General features: G+C 58.1%; 18 protein-coding genes. 7 read left to right on the top strand and 11 right to left on the bottom strand.

Going from position 1 to position 18,748, the window contains the following annotated elements:
• Window positions 1–113 precede the first annotated feature (113 nt).
• From AVI_RS00605 to AVI_RS00595, 3 genes are all read right to left on the bottom strand, one after another.
• Entirely contained in the window at window positions 114–1,364 is a 1,251-nt protein-coding gene (locus AVI_RS00605) for an aminopeptidase (RefSeq protein ID WP_012654608.1), read from the bottom strand.
• A gap of 197 nt (window positions 1,365–1,561) precedes the next feature.
• A complete protein-coding gene (gene ybaK / locus AVI_RS00600) occupies window positions 1,562–2,035 on the bottom strand; it encodes a Cys-tRNA(Pro) deacylase (protein WP_012654607.1) in 474 nt (157 codons plus the stop codon).
• 48 nt (window positions 2,036–2,083) lie between these two features.
• On the bottom strand, window positions 2,084–2,443 hold the full coding sequence (locus tag AVI_RS00595; RefSeq protein WP_012654606.1) for an ArsC family reductase: 360 nt from the start codon (window positions 2,441–2,443) through the stop codon (window positions 2,084–2,086).
• Between the two features lie 346 nt (window positions 2,444–2,789).
• Here AVI_RS00595 and AVI_RS00590 point away from each other — a divergent pair, with 346 nt between their 5' ends.
• Entirely contained in the window at window positions 2,790–3,158 is a 369-nt protein-coding gene (locus tag AVI_RS00590; RefSeq protein WP_139191538.1) for a hypothetical protein, read from the top strand.
• A 53-nt stretch (window positions 3,159–3,211) separates the two neighbouring features.
• Here AVI_RS00590 and AVI_RS00585 read toward each other — a convergent pair whose 3' ends face one another.
• Window positions 3,212–4,615 carry a nicotinate phosphoribosyltransferase gene (locus AVI_RS00585; RefSeq protein WP_139192434.1) on the bottom strand — a complete coding sequence of 468 codons (1,404 nt, stop codon included), beginning with the start codon at window positions 4,613–4,615 and terminating at the stop codon, window positions 3,212–3,214.
• Between the two features lie 403 nt (window positions 4,616–5,018).
• On the opposite strand from AVI_RS00585, the gene AVI_RS00580 reads away from it, so the two are divergent.
• The gene (locus AVI_RS00580) at window positions 5,019–7,193 is read left to right on the top strand and encodes a hypothetical protein (protein ID WP_041696063.1); all 2,175 of its coding nucleotides are present in this window, start codon (window positions 5,019–5,021) and stop codon (window positions 7,191–7,193) included.
• Window positions 7,194–7,241: 48 nt separating this feature from the next.
• On the opposite strand, the gene AVI_RS00575 is transcribed toward AVI_RS00580, so the two are convergent.
• The 3 genes from AVI_RS00575 to AVI_RS00565 all read right to left on the bottom strand — a co-directional run bounded on the left by AVI_RS00575 (window position 7,242) and on the right by AVI_RS00565 (window position 10,385).
• Window positions 7,242–8,189: an AEC family transporter gene (locus tag AVI_RS00575; protein ID WP_012654602.1), complete on the bottom strand. Its 948-nt coding sequence runs from the start codon at window positions 8,187–8,189 to the stop codon at window positions 7,242–7,244.
• A gap of 112 nt (window positions 8,190–8,301) precedes the next feature.
• A complete protein-coding gene (locus AVI_RS00570; RefSeq protein ID WP_041696061.1) occupies window positions 8,302–8,796 on the bottom strand; it encodes an acyl-CoA thioesterase in 495 nt (164 codons plus the stop codon).
• Window positions 8,797–8,960: 164 nt separating this feature from the next.
• Complete coding sequence (locus AVI_RS00565; RefSeq protein WP_041696060.1) at window positions 8,961–10,385, bottom strand: phosphomannomutase; 1,425 nt, start codon at window positions 10,383–10,385, stop codon at window positions 8,961–8,963.
• A gap of 699 nt (window positions 10,386–11,084) precedes the next feature.
• Between AVI_RS00565 and AVI_RS00555 the strand changes: the two genes are divergently transcribed.
• Entirely contained in the window at window positions 11,085–12,611 is a 1,527-nt protein-coding gene (locus AVI_RS00555) for an alkaline phosphatase family protein (protein WP_012654598.1), read from the top strand.
• Window positions 12,612–12,709: 98 nt separating this feature from the next.
• Entirely contained in the window at window positions 12,710–13,336 is a 627-nt protein-coding gene (locus AVI_RS00550; RefSeq protein WP_012654597.1) for a ribonuclease D, read from the top strand.
• An 85-nt stretch (window positions 13,337–13,421) separates the two neighbouring features.
• Here the strand turns inward: AVI_RS00550 and lepA are convergent, their stop codons facing one another.
• On the bottom strand, window positions 13,422–15,245 hold the full coding sequence (gene lepA / locus AVI_RS00545) for a translation elongation factor 4 (RefSeq protein ID WP_041697319.1): 1,824 nt from the start codon (window positions 15,243–15,245) through the stop codon (window positions 13,422–13,424).
• Window positions 15,246–15,332: 87 nt separating this feature from the next.
• Window positions 15,333–16,319, bottom strand: a complete 987-nt coding sequence (gene ftsZ, locus AVI_RS00540; RefSeq protein ID WP_049777113.1) for a cell division protein FtsZ — start codon at window positions 16,317–16,319, stop codon at window positions 15,333–15,335.
• Between the two features lie 184 nt (window positions 16,320–16,503).
• On the opposite strand from ftsZ, the gene AVI_RS00535 reads away from it, so the two are divergent.
• Both AVI_RS00535 and AVI_RS00530 read left to right on the top strand, forming a co-directional pair.
• Window positions 16,504–17,088 (top strand): helix-turn-helix domain-containing protein, encoded by a 585-nt coding sequence (locus AVI_RS00535; protein WP_012654594.1) that lies wholly within the window; start codon window positions 16,504–16,506, stop codon window positions 17,086–17,088.
• A gap of 16 nt (window positions 17,089–17,104) precedes the next feature.
• Window positions 17,105–17,629 carry a GNAT family N-acetyltransferase gene (locus tag AVI_RS00530; protein WP_012654593.1) on the top strand — a complete coding sequence of 175 codons (525 nt, stop codon included), beginning with the start codon at window positions 17,105–17,107 and terminating at the stop codon, window positions 17,627–17,629.
• 49 nt (window positions 17,630–17,678) lie between these two features.
• Here AVI_RS00530 and AVI_RS00525 read toward each other — a convergent pair whose 3' ends face one another.
• On the bottom strand, window positions 17,679–17,867 hold the full coding sequence (locus AVI_RS00525) for a YegP family protein (RefSeq protein WP_012654592.1): 189 nt from the start codon (window positions 17,865–17,867) through the stop codon (window positions 17,679–17,681).
• Between the two features lie 170 nt (window positions 17,868–18,037).
• On the opposite strand from AVI_RS00525, the gene AVI_RS00520 reads away from it, so the two are divergent.
• Complete coding sequence (locus AVI_RS00520) at window positions 18,038–18,361, top strand: Rdx family protein (RefSeq protein WP_012654591.1); 324 nt, start codon at window positions 18,038–18,040, stop codon at window positions 18,359–18,361.
• 36 nt (window positions 18,362–18,397) lie between these two features.
• Here the strand turns inward: AVI_RS00520 and AVI_RS00515 are convergent, their stop codons facing one another.
• On the bottom strand, window positions 18,398–18,721 hold the full coding sequence (locus AVI_RS00515) for a YbaB/EbfC family nucleoid-associated protein (protein ID WP_012654590.1): 324 nt from the start codon (window positions 18,719–18,721) through the stop codon (window positions 18,398–18,400).
• Between the last annotated feature and the right edge of the window lie 27 nt (window positions 18,722–18,748).

The raw sequence follows: 18,748 nt of genomic DNA, 5'->3' as shown, positions 1-18,748 counted from the left end.
ATTATGCAACAAATTTAAAAATTTATGACGACTTTCGCGCACCACATTTGGTGCGCGGGTCTCTATTTCGATGAAACCGGCCTGCGTTTATCAAACGCAGGCCGAATGCATTTTCAGGCCCATTCGCCCTTGCGCATCACGGGCACCGTTGTGCCATCCGCTTTCACGCCGTCAATATCGACCTTGTCGGAACCGATCATCCAGTCGATATGGATCAACGACGAATTGCCGCCCTGGGCTTTGATCTGCTCCGGCGTCAGCGATGCTCCGTCCAGGAAGCATTTGGAATAGCACTGGCCAAGCGCGATGTGGCACGAGGCGTTTTCGTCAAACAGCGTGTTGTAGAACAGGATGCCGGACGCCGAAATCGGCGATGAATGCGGCACCAGTGCCACTTCTCCCAGACGCCGGGCGCCCTCGTCGGTGTCCAAGACCTTATTGAGCACTTCCTCGCCGCGCGAAGCCTTGGCCTCGACGATCCGGCCCGCTTCGAACCGCACCTGGATATTGTCGATCAGCGTGCCCTGATGCGATAACGGCTTGGTGGAGGAGACAACGCCGTCCACTTTCAGCGCATGTGGCGTGGTGAACACCTCTTCCGTCGGGATATTCGGATTGCAGGTAATGCCATTCTTGGCCGTGGAGGCACCGCCGTGCCATTCGTGGCCATCGGCCAGGCCAACCCGCAGATCCGTGCCGGGGCCGGTGAAATGCAGACTTGAGAACCGCTCGCCATTCAACCAGGCCGAACGCTTGGCCAACTCACCATTATGAGCCATCCAGGCCGCGACCGGATCGGGCTGATCGACCCGGGAGGCAGCAAAAATCGCATCCGCCAGCTTTTTCACCGCCTCATCCAGGGGCAGATCCGGAAACACCTGAGCGGCCCAAGATGGGTTGGGATAGGACGAGATATTCCAGTTGATGTCGAAATTGGAAATCGGCTCCAAGGCAGGCTTAAAGGCAATTGAATTGGCCTTGTTGGCTCGCGCCACCTTCGCGGGGTCCTGACTGGCAAGCAACATGGGATTATCGCCGGAAATCGCCAACCGCGCCGCACCCCCCGCATAGGCCTTGGCCATGCCCTCGTAAAGCCAGCCGGAAGCCCTGTCGAAACTGGCATCCGCGCCATGGGCATAACGGGCCAGCGTCGTCTCTTCATCCGAATAGAAGGTCGTCACAAGACCGGCACCGACCATATAGGCATGACGAGTAATGTTGCGCACCAGCGGCAGCGCGTTCAGCGGTGCGGTGATCACCAGATCCTGGCCCGGCACCAGCCGTAGACCAACCTTGACGGCCACTTCGGCCAGTTTGTCGAGCTTTACCGGATCGATGGAATTTGAGACATCAGGCAGGGTCATAGATTTTTTCCTGGTTTTCGAAACGAAAGCATCTACGCTTTTCAATCGCGCAGAGGCCGCGGAGGCTTCCGGCTGCGTCAATCCGGTCCCCACCGGTACCGGATCAGCGGTGAGCTGAAGACCCACATGATCACGAGACAGAGATAGGTCATTTCATACAGAATTGAAGGCAAAAAACACCGCCAGACAATCTACCTTCAGGCAATAACCGATGCTGCAATGGCATTGAGCGCGGCCTGCGCCGCCTTCGGCTCCAACCGGACCTGCAAGCCACGCTGGCCACCGTTTAGATAGACATGCGACTCATTGAGCGCCGAGAGCTCGATCACGGTCGGCACCGATTTTTTCTGACCGAAAGGGCTGATGCCGCCGACGACGAAGCCGGTGAGCTTTTCGGCAGCGGCGGGCTTCATCATCGCGGCATGCTTGCCGCCGATGGCGGCGGCCAGTTTCTTCATGCTGACCTCCTGATCGGAGGGCAGGACGACGCAGACAGGCTTGCCATCCACCTCCGCCATCAGGGTTTTCAGCACCCGGCGCGGCTCCTCGCCAATCGCTTCCGCCGCCTGAAGGCCGATACGCTCGGCGTTCGGATCGTAATCGTAGTGATGCACGGTAAAGGCCAGGCCAGCCTTTTCCATTGCCAGCGTGGCGCGGGTCGATTTCGACATTATTTGCCTCGTTACAGCGATGTAGACCCTGGAGCATCGGACCGAAATTTAAAACCCGGTACCTGCGAAAACAGCCTGATATTGCTCCGGCTTGAACCCCACCGTCAGCGTCCCGTCCTTGTCCAGAACCGGGCGCTTGATCATAGACGGTTGGGCCAACATCAGATCCAGAGCCTTTTCTTCATTCATATCGATCTTGGCTTCATCAGGGAGCTTCTTGAACGTCGTACCCGCCCGGTTCAGCAACACCTCCCAGCCAAGCTTGGCACTCCAGGCCTGGAGGCTGGCGCGGTCTATGCCCTTGGCCTTGTAGTCGTGAAAGGCATAATCGATACCCGCCGTCTCCAGCCAGGTCCGCGCCTTTTTCATCGTGTCGCAATTCTTGATGCCATAAAGCGTGATCGTCATGGGTGCCACCTCATCCTTGTTGGCCCATGCCTATCAAAAACGGGCGCTGTTGCAAGCTCCGCAGCACCTGGATTTCATCACTCAAAGGGTGCGATCTCAACGAGGGCTGACGTCCGTCAAGGTAAAATATATCTTTCCGGCAATGCCGGTTTCATCAGTATTTCCTTAAAGATTTCGGCCTAGCTTTTGCCCTGGCAGCAGAACGGACGAAAGCTCGAGCCGGCTGCCAAAGATCGATGGGACAGGCCGGGCGCAACGATGTGTGCGCATCCAAGCCATTGCCCGTTCAAAGTGAAGCCATAGCGACCATGGATGAAGCCATGTGCGCCTGACCTGTGTGACCATGATGGATACTGCATCAATTGCGAGAGACGGTGTTTTGCTTTCCTCAGCGCCTTCCGCCCAGACCTATCCTGTGGAACGGACTGTGCGGCTCGGAGCGGCACATGACGACAGCCAGCAGATCGGGTTCCTGTTCTCCACCCCTCAACGCCAACTGCCGAGGGAGGAAATTCCACCTCTTTCTGCCGAAATGATCGAGGAAATTGCCGAGATCAAGGCAGACGACGTCAAGGAAGAAGAGCGACTACCGGCCAATTGGCTCGATGCCATGTCCTCAAGCGAGGAGGATGGATCACCGGTCATCGAGCGTCCTTCGGGCTTCCTTGCCGACGACAATGGTCTCTATCGCATGTTCCTGCCCGACACCGTTTGAAGCAGAAACCCCAAACAGCACTTCAGAATTGACCACCGATTTACGCCATCGCATCACATATCCATGCGATGCGGCGTCCTGGCCTTTGCTTTGATTTCGTCGAAACTCCATTCTTTCAGCAGGCGGCCATTTTCCCAAACCGGCTGCAAATGATTGGTGCGACGGCCTAGATCCTCCAAAGCAATAGAGGCAAACTCGTCTCCTTCCACGATGACGGCGCGACGCCCAGGTTCCGGCATGCGTTCCTGCATCGTGACCGGACGGCGGGAAATGGGACGCCAACGCTCCTGCCCGTCCATGATGGCACTGCATTTCATCGTGAAGGAATAGGTCGAGCGGCTGACCTTCTGCAATTGCGATGCACCAATGCCGAAGGAAATATTTTCCGCCGAAAAGCCCATGGCTTCCAGCCGACCAAGGATCATGGTGATATCGCGCAGCGACACGCCGTCCGCCTGCAAGACCCGCACCTTGTCATCCAGAACCTTATAGCCCTTGGCATTCAACCGCGTGCCGAACTGGTAGGCAAGCTGGGCCACCGTCTGAACCGGAACATCAATCGGATCGCCGCTATCTGGCCGCACAATCAGCCTGCCGGGCTTGGAGCGCACTTTCTGTTGCAGGGTCTTGCCCCAGATTTCGGACACTGCATTGTGAATGTCATAGCTGTCCGATACCACCGAATAGGCCGGATAATCGCCGAACCGGTCGATCATATTGGCGAAAGACTGCACTTCCTGGTCCTGGCCCCAGGCGATCATGGTCGTATGTTCCGAGGCCGGAATCGAGAGACCGGCCATGGCAGCGCCATAATAGCGTCGGGCATAGAGCACCGCTTCCAGCGTATCGGTGTGGTCGAAATGCAGCAGGTTGGCCACACCGCCCAATCCGGCCTGTTCCAGGCTGGCTGCACCGCGCGCGCCGTATTCGAACAGCCGCGAGCCAATCTTGTCCGATGGGTCGTCACAGCTTTTATCGAGGAAGGGCTTCAAAGTCTGCTTCACATGGCGAAGCGAGCTGGCGACCGTGGACGGATACCACACCGCCCGCAACAGCGCCGTCTCAATATAGGAGGGCAACCAGAAGCAGGCCGGATCGGTATTAACCACCTGCACCATCGGCACGCCGCGATGCAAGAAGCTGCCCTCTGGCAGCGCCTCTATGCGCAAAGGCAGAAATCCGCCATGGGCGGAGAGAATATAGTGCCAACCGGCCTGGTCGAAAGGCTGGCCGTGCAGGGCGGCCAGTTCCTGCGCTTCATCAATATCGGCCTGGGTGATGGGCTGTGACAGATATTCCTTCAAGAACATCTGCAAGCCGAAAAACACCACTTCCGGCCGCAGGGAAGCACCACGCGTGGTGACATAGCCGCTCACCGCCCGGGTTCCGGGAGGATATTGCAGGAAATGCCCCAGCTTGTAGCTATCGGTGTTCAGGATCGGATTGATACGGCTCATCAGGCTCACCGGCATGTTGCAATCGGGCAGGGTTATGGTGCGGTGTATGCTACTTCATAATTCCCGAAACCGGAATCGATTTAAGGAGAAAATTAACCAGCAGATAGAAAGGATTACGGCGAAACACTCTCTCCGAGACGAGCAGATGAGAGCTTTAACATATTGTTAACCATGTGCAGCCATTCTATCCTGATAAGGTGATTCGCAACTGCCTTGCACGGCGTCCGATGCAATCCCGCGTAGCTGGGGTGCAACGGGTTTCAGGTCCGGTGCATAAGGTTCTGGGCCGGGGCAGCCGATATCAAAGCCGCATGAGCGACTTTCCAGCACACTCTGCCCTTAAACTCCGGATTGCATGGCCGGGCCTTGGTTGGCCAGGTCCTTTTGCAAAAAGGGATATGCTATGTTGCCTCCCGTTCAAGCTTTATCGCGCACTGCGCCAAATTTTCACGACAGCGCCACCGAGGCCGCCCTGTCCGACACGGCCATGAGCGGCTTGACGAGCGATAGCATGATCCGGGTGGACCGCGAGGGCGGTTCGGCGATTGCCGGACGCATCAATAACCTCTTGCTCAACAGCCGGGAAAGCGTGCAGACGGATCTGGCGGAAATCGCCGATCTGGTCGGCCAATCGATCGGGCTGAAGCGTGATCCCGGCGAAACCGACGCGGCCTTTGCCCAGCGCTTCGCGACAGCCCTTGCCAATCTGGACGACGGCCAAAGAGCACGGCTGCAAACGCAGCTGACCCAAGCCCTGAAAGGATTGCAGATCGAGGTCCTGTTGCGGGTTCTACAAAATACCGATGGTCCGGAAGCAGCCCTGCTATCCGCCTATATGGAAATCAAGCGCAACAATAGCGGTGATCTGAAGGCGCTGAACGTGGTTTCCTCCTATAGCCAAAATGGCGCGAGCCCATCCAACCCACCACCACCTCAATCCGCCGGGGCCCCGCCAGCATCGGGCCAGACAGCATCGGGCCAGACAGCGGCACCGCAAACGTTAAATCCTGCAACAGGGCAACAGGTGCCAGCTGCCAGGTTAAGCGAACAGTCTCCTGGCCCGGTTGCGGGACAACCCGTAACCGCGGCACTCGCAGCGCAAAGCGCGGCGGTCTCTACCGCGCAACCGCGAGCCGAACAGGCGGCAGTCGTTACTCAAACCGCGCCGATTGTGTCGGAACCGGAAGACGTCACCACGAACCGCACGCCATCCACACCAGTTCTTGATGGTACGCAGGCGGAGGAAACTCCGGCCCCTCGCAGCCTTTCGGCGCAAGCGCCCGCAAACCCTGAAGTGGCAGGGCGCCAGACGCCTTTACAAGCTATCCGCCCTGAAGCGCTTTCTGCCGCAATGGCGCTGGTGACAAACGAAACGGCAACGACAGGCGCAGCACCAGCCACGGACAACAGGTTAATTGCTGGCAATATGGTAGAATCCGAAACGGTTATGACCCGCATGGATGACCTGCCGGAGGAAACAAGCACGGGACTTGCGGCCAAAGCTGCCACGGAGACAGGCTTGAAAGCGCTAGCTTTCGACCGCAATGGCCAGACTGGAACCTCTGGAATGACCGGAATGCCAGGAACAACCGGAACGCCCGCAGCCGTGGCGATGGGGAATAGTGCAGTACCGCCTCTTGCCACAGGCCTTGCCCAGACAGCGCGGGAAGCCGCGATGGACGGCCTGGCGACACAAGCCACGAACCGAGCCTATGGAGCTTTCACCACGCCGGCTCCCTTGCAGGATAATCATCAGGACCCAATTCTGCCCCGCAGCACTGACGGCGATGGCATCGATACAATGGTCGCCACCGTGCTGTCTTTGAAAGGCTGGATGGATGTAACAGGAGCATCACTCCACCCCCCAACAATGCCGGAAGAGGATTCCGACACGGATTTGCTGCGCCAAATGTTTTTCCAGACGGAGGATATGCAGGAGAATGAACAGAACGATCTGCACCCTGCGATCAATGCCGATGCCCGCGCCAACCAGGCTACATTGCTGGAGATAAACCAAAGGCGTTTAAGCCAGATGCAAGCCGGCCAGATGCAGGCAAATTCCTCGGCAAACCAGACACCAGCCGGCGAAGCGCAAGCGGTATTGGTTTCCGTACGGCAAGAAGAGATTACCCGTGAGCAGGCCATTCTATCGCTTGCCGGAGCACAGGCCATAGTGCATGCATCGGTTTTGCATGTGCCGCCCTTCGTGCCGTTTCCGGTGGTGAGCTATCTTGCGGTTCAGGATGAACCCGGTCGCGGCAAGACTGAGACTGTGGATGCCATCGAGGCTCTGGGCGACGACGACGCGCACCAGGACAACAACGGCCAGCACCAGCGCGACGGCTCTGCCGAGGATGAGGAAACGGCGGAAGAAGACAGCGGCAGCGCGGCAGAAACCCTATCCGAAAGCCAGTCTTATGTCCTGAGCGACGATGTGACGCTTGAAACAGCCGACCACACCGACGTGCTGGAGCTTGAGACAGAACATTATACTGCCCCGACCTTGGCGCTAGCGGCGCCGCAGGAAGACGCCCTACCCGCCGAAGCGCTCTATTGGCGGATCGCCGATCTGGCCTGAGTTTTTACACATCGCTCCCATTCTGGCTTTGTACGCAAAGCATTCATATCACGCGCCCAGCAGCCACGCCCAGAACGTGACGGAAAACACACCAAGTGCTGTTGTAATGGTGATGGTCGAGGCGGCCAGCGCATGGCCGACCCCAAACCGATTGGCGATCAGCCAGGCGTTAACGCCCGTCGGCACGGAAGACGTCAGCACAAGCGCCATGGTCCATTCATGCGGCAAATGCAGAAGGTGGCAGGCCATCCACACGGATGCGGGCATCAGGACCAATTTCAGGGCCGAGGTAACGCTGGCAATACCGACATTGCCGGTGACACGATATTTGGTAAGAGCCATGCCCAGCGAAATCAGCGCCGCCGGCCCAGCCATGGCGGAGATCTGACTGAGCACGGTCTCAATCGTCGCCGGGATCGGCAGGCCGATCACATGCACCATAAGTCCGATGGCAAGGCCAATCACCAGCGGATTGGTGACAAGATTGCGCCCGACCTGGCGCAAGACGGCGAGCATTCCCCGCAATTGCACCCCGCTTTCCCGGCGCTCGGCATGTTCCATCAAGACCGTGCCGATCACCATCATCAATGGCAGGTGCACGGCCAGCAGAATGGACAGAGCAACAACACCGTCATTGCCAAGCATGCGGCTGACCAAGGGCAGGCCGATGAAAACATTATTGGCAAAGGCTGAGGATACCCCGGCCAGCACACCGATCCGCTGGTCGCGGCCAAAAACCCGTGTCGCCACGAGATGGCCGATGGTCCAGGTGACACCTACTCCGGCAAAATAGGCAATCCACAAACGAAAAGGCGATGCACCCTGAAAATCAGCCTGGGTAATCGTATGCAGCAGCAGAACCGGCACCGCGACCTTGAAAACAAATTCGCTTAAGGCATCACCGATATCCACGTTCAGGAACCGGCTGCGCACCAGCGCCCAGCCGGAAAAAATCAGCAGGAAAATCGGCAGGACATTCAAGGTGATTTCGGTCATGTAATCGATCTGTTTCGGCGGGAGAGCATCGGTGGGGCAAAAGAGAGCCGCAGGTCATAACGCAAAAAGGCGCCATTGAGGGTTAAACGATCAAATCCCAAACTATGATGTTTTAGTCCTGACCGGACAACTTGACCTGCTTGAAACGATGCTCGAATTCCTGACGCAGGGCGCGACGCTCACGGGCCGCCTTTTCCCGCCGGATTTTCGCCGGCGTTTCGGGACAGAAGGATGGAACGGCGGTCGGCTTGCCCTCGGCATCCACGGCAACCATGGTGAAGTAACAGGAATTGGTATGGCGGCGTTCACCGGTGCGGATTTCCTCCGCCTCGACCCGAATGCCGATTTCCATTGATGTGCGCCCGGCATAATTGACCGATGCGCGGAACGTCACGAGTTCACCGACGTGGATCGGCTGACGGAACACCACCTGATCCACCGACAGCGTCACCGCATATTGCTGGGAAAAGCGCGAGGCGCAGGAATAGGCGACCCGGTCGAGAATGTTCAGCAGCGCACCGCCATGCACCTTGCCGGAAAAATTCGCCATATCCGGCGTCATCAATACCACCATTTCAAGTTCACTGGGGTCGTGGCCACGGTCCATCGGTCATCCTTTTTGCAAAAAATCAATCCTGCAAATGATGTAGCCGCAGCAGGCACGCGGCGGAAGCGAAAAGCGCATGACAATCCCTTGCGTTCCAAGGACAGCACCCCGCCGGGAAGCGTATCACCTTGTTTATCCGCTTGATTGACAGGCCTCTGGGTTTGTCAATCTGGCCATTTTGCCAGCAAGGCAAGACCTTGGGCCAGCAGGCTGGCCGCCGATGCCCGATCGCTTGCCTCGACATAGCAGCGCATTTCCGGGGCGTTGCCGGAAGGGCGGAAATGGATGACCCTGTTATCACTGAGCGTCACCCGTAAACCATCGATATCGCTGGTTTCCCGCACGGTCCCTATTGGTGCCAGAAAGGTGTTCAGGTTTTCGTCCGAGACGCGCAGAAATGCCATCAGCGCACTGCTTTTGTCCAAGGCGTAGTGCTCCAGTCGGTCGGAAAGGGCAATCGGCAGGCGATAATCTGACACCACGGCGGAGAGTGTCTGTCCGGTGCTGGCCGCTGCATAGAGCGCTGCCAGGATAGGCATAACGCAATCGCGGGTCGGCAGAGCGGCAAGACCGCCGTCATGAACAGTGAAATCGGAGGCCAACATCACGCCGCCATTCGCCTCAAAGCCGATCACGCCGCTTTCACCCGCCGAGAGCGCCGCATTCATGGCGGAAATCACATAAGGCGAGCCGACACGGGTGCGCAGGACCTTAAATCCGCTTGCGGCTTCAATGCCCGAATTGGAGGTAACAGGTGTCGCAATCACCTTGGCGCCCAACAGGTTTGCAGTGATCAACCCCAGCAGATCGCCGCGCAAGGACGCGCCCTTTTCATCGGCCACCAGCGGACGGTCGGCATCGCCATCGGTGGAGACGATGGCATCCAGGCCATGCTCGCTTGCCCAGGCGGAAAGCTTGCCGATTGTTTCAGGCGATACCGCCTCGGTATCCACAGGGACAAAGATCTCCGAGCGCCCCAGCGGCAGGACGGATGCGCCATAGCCCTCAAGCAGGGTCACCAGCATGTCACGCCCCACGCTGCTATGCTGATAGACGCCGATTTTCATGCCCTTAAAGGCGGCAGGGGGCAGGACAGCCATATTGCGTTTCAGAAACAGGTCGACGGCAATCGCGTATCGGTCTTCGCCTGTGCCATGCTCAACGCGGTTAGCGGCCTCATCAGCCGCCAACTCAGCGGCAAGTGCAGTGATCGCCTCTTCGTCAGCCTTGTCGATTTCTCCATCCGGCCGATAAAATTTGATGCCGTTGCGGTCGGCAGGAATGTGAGAGCCTGTCACCATCAGCGAGGCCGCACCGATCTTACTGCCATAAAAGGCCAGCGCTGGCGTGGGAATGGCCCCACAATCGACCGGAACCAGCCCTTCCCGTTGCAGCGCACCCATACAGGTGGCAGCGATTTCGGGGCTGGAGGGGCGAAAATCCTGGCCGATCAGCACGGTCGCGCCCTGCTTGGCATAGCCCTTGGCAAGCAGCATTCTGGCAAATGCCGTCGCATGCAGAGCCGAAACGCTGCCAACCAGGTCCAAAGAGAGACCGCGCAGTCCGCTAGTGCCGAATTTTACCGCCATAGGGTCAAGCCTCACTGTCATCCAGTCATCGCACCAATCCTCCGCGCGGTCATCACGCTAAGGTTTGCCCAGACTGTTTAAACCAATTCAAAGCAGACGAAAGCATCGTTTATGCATCGAACCGGATAAGACGGGATTGAAGAGAGGAAAGGCTAGGGCCAGAACGCAAAAGAGCCCGACGCGGGAGGAGGATGCGTCGGGCTCTTGAACTTGATCGGCAATTGGGAGGAGGAGTATCGCCGATCCCTTCAAAGCGACACTGGGAGGAGGAGTGCGTCGCTTCGATGATTTCAATATAGAGGATTTCCCGGGGATGAATATCGTTAATACCGCATTGCAGCAATGTATCCAGCGCATAGCAAAGGAGCGAAAATACCGGCGTTTTGCGAAATCTATCAAGAAACGAAGGCCTTTCACCCTCGATCGCCGATCATCCGCTGACGAATGAGTAGAATTTGCGCATTTCCAATCGAGACGATTGCATAGCCCCCGGATCAAGCGCGGGCAGAGCTGGAAGATTGCCCACGAGACCTATCTGCGCAATGGCCTGACAGACAAAGCCCCCGCTGGAAGCCAAGCTCGAAAACCAAGCCTGCATGGACCTTAGAAAGACCCAAAAACCGTCCTAGGAAAACCAGATCCTCGCCGATATAAATTTTGCGCATCGCGTCCGTGGCAAAACAAGCAAAGACCTCATCCATGCAGAAAAAGCCGAATATCCTGCTGATCACCGCGGACCAATGGCGGGGCGATTGCCTGTCAGCGGTCGGCCATCCCGTGGTGCAGACCCCCAATGTTGATCGACTGGCGGCAGAAGGCCTGTTGTTTCATCGACATTTTGCCGCAGCCGCCCCTTGCTCGCCAGCGCGGGCAGCGATCTATACCGGGCTTTACCAGATGAACAACCGGGTCTGTCGCAACGGCTCGCCACTCGATGCCCGTTTCGACACGGTGGCGCTGGCAGCGCGCCGGGCTGGTTACGATCCGACGCTGTTCGGCTATACCGATGTATCGCTCGATCCCCGCCACCTGCCGCCCGCCGATCCGCATCTGACCAGTTATGAGGGCGTGTTGCCGGGCTTTACGGTTGGGCAATTGCTGCTGGAAGATGATCGGCAATGGCTGAGCTGGCTGAAAACCCGGCGCGGCGGCGTGCGGCCCGGGCGCGAACTCCATCAGACCGGGCAGGAGCGGCCAGTCCAGCCCAATCAGGAACCACCGGCCTATAGTGCGGAAGAAACACCGACCGCGTTTCTGGCCGAGGCTTTCCTGAACTGGCGCGAGGAGCAGACGCGCCCGTGGTTTGCGCATATTTCCTTCCTGCGCCCGCATCCGCCCTTCTGTGTTCCCAAACCCTATAACCGGATGTTTACGCCGGGCAATGGACCCAAACCTGTGCGTCATCCGACGCTGGAAGCGGAAATGGCCGTGCATCCACTGGCAGAGCTGATGCTGCCGCAGCTGCCTCAATCCTCTTTCATTGCCGGCGCCGAAGGCCGCGTCTGCGACTGGAGTTCAGAACAGATCGACGTAATCCGCGCCACCTATTACGGCATGATCGCCGAGGTCGATGCCCAATTTGGCCGGATCGTCGATGCCCTGAAAGACAGCGGCACCTGGGACGACACAATCATTGTCTTCACCTCCGACCATGCCGAAATGCTGGGCGACCACTGGATGCTGGGCAAGGGCGGCGCCTATGATGGCAGCTATCACATTCCACTGGTGATCCGCGATCCGGCGAACACTAGCACCCACGGGCAAGTGGTGGAAGCCTTCACCAGCGCCGCCGACCTGATGCCGACGCTGCTGGACCGAATGGGCGTCAGCCCTCTCAATCATCAGGACGGCGGCTCCCTATTGCCGTTTCTTGGCGGCACACAACCCGATAACTGGCGGGACCACGCATTCTGGGAATTCGATTTCCGGGATGTGGTGACAAATTCCACGGAGAATGCCCTCGGTCTGAAATCCAGCCAGTGCAATCTCGCCGTGATCCGTGACGAAAAATTCAAATATGTGCATTTTGCCGGACTGCCACCGCTGCTGTTCGATCTTCAGGCTGACCCGGGCGAGTTGACCAACCTAGCAGAGGACCCGGCATATGGTGCGATAAGGCTGCATTATGCCGAAAAGCTGCTGTCGCTTCGCGCCGAGCATCTGGACCAGACCTTGGCCTATACCGAGCTTTGCGACGAAGGACCGGTGAGCAATCCGAAACTGTGACGTGATGATTTCAGGCGTGGTTCTTGATATTCGGTATCGCTGCACGGCTGTTTCCGTTATAGGCCGCACAAAGACCAAAGAGACAGCAGGAGACAGGCATGGCTTCCACCATTCGCTACCATGAAGGTGATATCAGCAGCGAAGACGCGGCGCGCTATACCCGCGCCATCGCCATCGACACCGAAACGCTGGGGCTTATCCCCCGCCGCGACCGGCTCTGCGTGGTGCAGCTTTCGCCGGGTGACGGCACAGCCGACGTCATTCGCATTGCGCCGGGCCAGCGCCAGGCGCCCAACCTGACCGCCCTGCTGGAAGACCCGACCCGGGAAAAAATCTTCCATTATGGCCGGTTCGACATCGCCGTGCTGTTCCATACGTTTGGTGTCACCACCACGCCGGTGTTCTGCACGAAGATCGCCTCGCGTCTGTCGCGCACCTATACCGACCGGCATGGACTAAAGGACAACCTCAAGGAAATGCTGGATGTGGATGTGTCCAAGGCCCAGCAATCCTCCGACTGGGCGGCAGAAACGCTGTCTCCGGCGCAGCTCGAATATGCCGCCTCCGACGTGCTCTATCTGCATGCGCTGCGCGACAAGCTAACCGCCCGGCTGGTGCGCGATGGCCGCATGGACCACGCCACCGCCTGCTTCGAGTTCCTGCCGACCCGGGCCAAACTGGACCTGCTGGGCTGGGAAGAGACCGATATTTTCGCCCATAGCTGAGTGCAGATTTTTCTCACAAAAAAGGCGGAAAACCTCCCGGTTTTCCGCCTTTTGCATTGATATAGCATCAGATCATCGAGACCGCTTATTCGTCGCTCATTTTCAGAGCGGCAATAAACGCTTCCTGCGGGATTTCGACCTTGCCGAACTGGCGCATCCGCTTCTTGCCGGCCTTCTGCTTGTCCAGCAGCTTGCGCTTGCGGCTGGCATCGCCACCGTAGCACTTGGCGGTCACGTCCTTGCGCAGCGCCGAAATGGTTTCGCGGGCGATGACATTGCTGCCGATAGCGGCCTGGATCGGGATCTTGAACATGTGCTTGGGGATCAGGTCCTTGAGCTTTTCGCACATGTCACGGCCACGCTTTTCAGCTGCCATGCGGTGAACCATCATCGACAATGCATCGACCGGCTCGCCATTGACGAGGATCGACATCTTGACGAGATTGCCTTCCTTGTGGCCATCCAGATGGTAATCGAACGAGGCATAGCCCTTGGAAATCGATTTCAATCTGTCGTAGAAATCGAACACCACTTCGTTGAGTGGCAGCTCATAGGTCAGCATGGCCCGCTTGCCCACGTAAGTGAGTTCGGTCTGGATGCCGCGCCGGTCCTGGCAAAGCTTCAGGATGCCGCCGAGATAATCGTCCGGCGTCAAGATCGTCGCCTTGATCCAGGGCTCGTGGATCTCGGAGATCTTCACCACGTCAGGCATATCGGCGGGATTGTGCAGCTCACGCTCGCTGCCATCGGTCATGAACAGCTTGTAGACAACCGAAGGGGCCGTGGCGATCAGGTCGAGATCGAATTCACGCTCAAGCCGCTCCTGGATGATTTCCAGATGCAACAGGCCAAGGAAGCCACAGCGGAAGCCGAAGCCGAGAGCCGCCGAGCTTTCCATCTCAAAAGAGAAGCTGGCATCATTGAGACGCAGCTTGCCCATCGCAGCACGAAGATCCTCGAAATCGGCGGCGTCAACCGGGAACAACCCACAGAACACCACCGGCTGGGCAGGTTTGAAGCCGGGCAGCATCGTTTCCGTCGGACGCTTGTCTTCGGTAATGGTATCGCCGACGCGGGTATCGGCCACTTCTTTGATCGAACCGGTGAAGAAACCGATTTCGCCGGGACCGAGACTGTCCATGGCGACCATTTTCGGCGTCAGCACGCCAACGCGCTCTACCTGGTATTTGGCATCCGTCCCCATCATCCGGATAGTCTGGCCCTTGGTCAGCACGCCATCGATAACGCGCACCAGAACCATGACGCCGAGATAGGTATCGTACCAGCTATCGACCAGCAGCGCTTTCAGCGGCCCCTTGTCGCCCAGCGCGCTTTTCGGCGCGGGCAACTTGTGAACGATCGCTTCCAAGACGTCGGGAATACCAAGCCCGGTCTTGGCCGAAATCAGCACGGCTTCGGAGGCATCGATGCCGATGACTTCCTCAATCTGCTCCTTGATCCGGTCCGGTTCGGCGGCAGGCAAGTCGATCTTGTTGAGAACGGTGACGATCTCATGATTGTTGTCGATGGCCTGATAGACATTGGCCAGCGTCTGGGCTTCAACGCCCTGGGACGCATCCACCACCAGCAGCGAACCTTCGCAGGCCGACAGCGACCGCGAGACTTCATAGGCGAAGTCCACATGGCCGGGCGTGTCGATCAGGTTCAGCACATAGGTTTCACCATTATTGGCCTTGTAATGCAGACGCACGGTCTGGGCCTTAATGGTGATGCCGCGCTCGCGCTCGATGTCCATGCTGTCGAGCACCTGTTCCGACATTTCCCGTTCGGCAAGGCCGCCGGTATTCTGGATCAGGCGGTCGGCCAGCGTCGATTTTCCATGGTCGATATGGGCGACGATGGAAAAGTTGCGGATATGGTCGAGAGGCGTGCGGTTCTGTGTGCTCATGGCCTGCGCATATAGCAGCGCGCCCGCATGCCGCAAAGCGGAAATGCGGGGCATTTGAAGGATAATTTTGACAAAGGCCGGGCGAAATCAGCGTGCCTGCTGATGGTCGCCCTCTTCGCCAAGCCCGGTGGCGACCACCGACACTCGGAAAGTACCGTCCAGTTCCTTGTCGAAGATCGCGCCGACGACGATATCGGCCTCGTCATAGACCTCATCGCGGATACGGGTAGCGGCCTCATCGACCTCGAACAGCGTCATGTCCATGCCGCCGGAAATCGAGATCAGCACGCCGCGCGCGCCGCGCATCGACACTTCGTCCAGCAGCGGATTGGCAATCGCCGCTTCCGCCGCCTTCATGGCGCGGCTGTCGCCGGTCGCCTCGCCGGTCCCCATCATCGCCCGGCCCATGCCCTTCATGACGGATTTCACGTCGGCGAAGTCCAGATTGATCAGGCCTTCCTTGACGATCAGGTCGGTAATGCAGGACACGCCCGAAAACAGCACCTTGTCGGCAATCACGAAAGCATCGGCAAAGGTGGTCTTGGCATCGGCAATGCGAAACAGGTTCTGGTTGGGGATGACGATAACGGTATCGGCAGCTTCACGCAGCCGCTCGATGCCTTCTTCGGCAGCCTGCATCCGGCGGCGACCTTCAAAGCTGAAGGGCTTGGTGACGACACCGACCGTCAGAATACCGGCCTCACGGGCCGCACGCGCAATCACCGGCGCTGCACCTGTCCCCGTGCCGCCGCCCATGCCGGCAGTGACGAAGCACATATGCGTACCGGCCAGGTGATCCATCACTTCATGCAGGGATTCTTCTGCGGCCATCCGTCCGGTTTCCGGCACCGAACCGGCACCGAGACCCTCGGTCATTTCGGCACCAAGCTGAATGAGGCGCGGGGCTCTCGACATGGTCAGCGCCTGGGCATCGGTATTGGCGGCAATGAAATCGACGCCTTGCAGGCCTTCGTTGATCATGTTGTTGACGGCATTGCCGCCCCCACCACCAACCCCGATGACGGTAATCTTCGGCCGCATTTCCTCGATTTGCGGTTTTCTGATCTCAATCACGTCTGTCTCCTTGGGGTTGTGCTCGACTCGTCCTGTCGTGCGAATCATACGCTCTCTTGGCACGCGAAAAAGGCCGGGAGTTGGGCGACATGCAAGAGGCTTGTTGATAAAACGTGATTTTGCTGCTGTGAGCCGCACGAGAAAGGTTATTGACTCCACTATAAGATACTATATTTCTTATATCATGGAAAATACGCCTGATACCCTCACTCTCGCCATTGCAGCCAGACTAAAAGCGATCCGCACAGCACGCGGTCTGACACTCGACCAGTTGGCGGATCTCTCCGGCGTCAGCCGGGCCATGATTTCCCGTATCGAGCGCGCTGAAGCCAGCCCGACCGCCACCCTGTTGGCACGGCTATGCTCGGCGCTGGGTCAATCGCTTTCGATATTTTTTGCCGAACCCAATCATGGCTCACCCTTGATGCGCCACGCCGACCAGCCAGTGTGGCAAGACCCCGAAACCGGCTATCTGCGCCGCGCCGTTTCCGCACCCGGCACCGGTGCGCGGGTCGATGTGGTGGAGGTGGAACTGCCGCCGGGCGCGCGTGTCCAATTTTCCGCGCAGCCTGCCAGCCCCCATCCCAGCAGCAGGCAATGGCAACATGTCTGGTTGTTCGAAGGCACTATCGAGCTGACCGTCGGCGATACCGTTCACCGGCTGGAGCCGGGCGACTGTCTTTATATGGATATCGGCGAGGTCCACGCCTTCCATAACCCCACGGACCGCCCTGCCCGCTATGGCGTGATCATCGATCTTGGCCGCTGATTCGAAGGAAATGACCATGACTGCAATTCGGCTGCTAAACGCCTCTGACGCCCGTGAAGCGATTCCCGACCTCTGTGAGATTCTCTCCGATTGCGTCAATGGCGGCGCATCGGTGGGTTTCATGCTGCCCTTCGACCTTGAAACGGCTAGGCCCTTTTGGGAGGGCGTCGCCAATGCTGTCGAGGCGGGTGATAGCCTGCTGCTGGTGGCAGAACATCAGGGAACCGTGGTGGGTACGGTACAGATCGGCCTGAAACAGCCGCCCAACCAGCCGCACCGTGCCGATCTCAAAAAATTGCTGGTGCATCGCTCTGCCCGTGGACTTGGTCTCGCGCGCCAACTGATGGAGGCGTCGCAGCATCAGGCCGCCCGCGCAGGCAAGACATTGATCGTACTGGATACAGCGACCGGCGAACCGGCTGAAGCAATTTACGATAAACTCGGCTGGAAGCGGGCTGGTGTCGTGCCGGATTATGCGCTGTTTCCCGACGGGCGCTTCTGCGATACGACGATTTTCTACAAGCGTGTGGGCTCTCTATAAGAGCTTGGGCACATCGGCGAGGCAATTTGGCCACGCCGATCACGCCTTATCAGACAGTTGCCGTGGTCTGGTCTTCGATCTTTGCCTCAGGCGCATTTTTCTGAATGGAGGCAATCGCGCTCATCACCGAGGCTTTTGCCTTGTAGCCTTCAGAGCTGAACATTGTTTCGCCATTCGACGCCTTGAACCGAAACCGGAATTCGCCTGCCTTGTCTTTATAAACTTCAAATTTGTACATTCTGCCCTCCCAAGCCGGTGCTGTACATTTCTACGGATTTCACTTTTCTTAAGGCAAACTCTAAGACTATCACTGCCCAGCCTACACCGGGAAAGATTCAAATTCAATTTCACTTATACTGTATTTATGCGCCAACGCGACCTATGCGAAACACCGAGAGCCTTGTCCCCATGACCACTGAACCTGAGACCGATAAGCCGAAAATAACCATTCTCTACTGCACCCAATGCAATTGGTTGCTGCGCGCCGCCTGGATGGCACAGGAACTCTTGCAAACCTTTGGCGATAGCCTAGGCGAAGTGGGCCTGATTCCTGGCACCGGCGGCAATTTCGAGATCCGCGTCAATGGTGCGCTGATCTGGGAACGCAAGCGCGACGGCGGATTTCCGGGGCCAAAGGAATTGAAACAGCGGGTGCGTGATGTGATCGAACCCGGCAAGGATCTCGGTCATGTCGACCGCACTAATGGCAAGACGGAAAAAGGCGAGGAATGACCTCGCCTTTACGAATTCGGAACTGTCGCGACCAACTTAAAACGGCAGCTTGAAACCGGGCGGGATCGGCAAGCCAGCGGTCATGTCCTTGGTTTTTTCGGCAGCGATGGCCTCGGCCTTGTCCTTGGCGTCCTTGTGGGCCGCGACGATCAGGTCTTCGAGAATTTCCACGTCGTCTTCCTTAAAGAGCGACGGATCAATCTTCAGTCCCTTCAACTCACCCTTGCCGGTCATCGTCACCGTCACCAATCCGCCGCCGGATTTTCCCTCGACCTGAAGCGATGCAATCTCTTCCTGCATCTTCTCCATCTTGGCCTGCATTTCCTTGACCTTGCCCATCATGCCCATGATGTCGCGCATATGACCTGCCTCCTTTAATATAGTCCG

It is taken from the genome of Allorhizobium ampelinum S4 (genome assembly GCF_000016285.1).
GTDB classification, from domain to species: domain Bacteria; phylum Pseudomonadota; class Alphaproteobacteria; order Rhizobiales; family Rhizobiaceae; genus Allorhizobium; species Allorhizobium ampelinum.
The sequence above is the reverse complement of the archived record's forward strand: the minus strand, read 5'-3'. Positions and strand labels throughout refer to the sequence as shown.

Coding starts and splice junctions, on each gene's coding strand:
- AVI_RS00605 (WP_012654608.1), bottom strand. CDS start 1,364: ATGACCCTGCCTGATGTCTCAAATTCCATCGATCCGGTAAAGCTCGAC.
- ybaK (WP_012654607.1), bottom strand. CDS start 2,035: ATGTCGAAATCGACCCGCGCCACGCTGGCAATGGAAAAGGCTGGCCTG.
- AVI_RS00595 (WP_012654606.1), bottom strand. CDS start 2,443: ATGACGATCACGCTTTATGGCATCAAGAATTGCGACACGATGAAAAAG.
- AVI_RS00590 (WP_139191538.1), top strand. CDS start 2,790: ATGGATACTGCATCAATTGCGAGAGACGGTGTTTTGCTTTCCTCAGCG.
- AVI_RS00585 (WP_139192434.1), bottom strand. CDS start 4,615: ATGAGCCGTATCAATCCGATCCTGAACACCGATAGCTACAAGCTGGGG.
- AVI_RS00580 (WP_041696063.1), top strand. CDS start 5,019: ATGTTGCCTCCCGTTCAAGCTTTATCGCGCACTGCGCCAAATTTTCAC.
- AVI_RS00575 (WP_012654602.1), bottom strand. CDS start 8,189: ATGACCGAAATCACCTTGAATGTCCTGCCGATTTTCCTGCTGATTTTT.
- AVI_RS00570 (WP_041696061.1), bottom strand. CDS start 8,796: ATGGACCGTGGCCACGACCCCAGTGAACTTGAAATGGTGGTATTGATG.
- AVI_RS00565 (WP_041696060.1), bottom strand. CDS start 10,385: ATGGCGGTAAAATTCGGCACTAGCGGACTGCGCGGTCTCTCTTTGGAC.
- AVI_RS00555 (WP_012654598.1), top strand. CDS start 11,085: ATGCAGAAAAAGCCGAATATCCTGCTGATCACCGCGGACCAATGGCGG.
- AVI_RS00550 (WP_012654597.1), top strand. CDS start 12,710: ATGGCTTCCACCATTCGCTACCATGAAGGTGATATCAGCAGCGAAGAC.
- lepA (WP_041697319.1), bottom strand. CDS start 15,245: ATGAGCACACAGAACCGCACGCCTCTCGACCATATCCGCAACTTTTCC.
- AVI_RS00535 (WP_012654594.1), top strand. CDS start 16,504: ATGGAAAATACGCCTGATACCCTCACTCTCGCCATTGCAGCCAGACTA.
- AVI_RS00530 (WP_012654593.1), top strand. CDS start 17,105: ATGACTGCAATTCGGCTGCTAAACGCCTCTGACGCCCGTGAAGCGATT.
- AVI_RS00525 (WP_012654592.1), bottom strand. CDS start 17,867: ATGTACAAATTTGAAGTTTATAAAGACAAGGCAGGCGAATTCCGGTTT.
- AVI_RS00520 (WP_012654591.1), top strand. CDS start 18,038: ATGACCACTGAACCTGAGACCGATAAGCCGAAAATAACCATTCTCTAC.
- AVI_RS00515 (WP_012654590.1), bottom strand. CDS start 18,721: ATGCGCGACATCATGGGCATGATGGGCAAGGTCAAGGAAATGCAGGCC.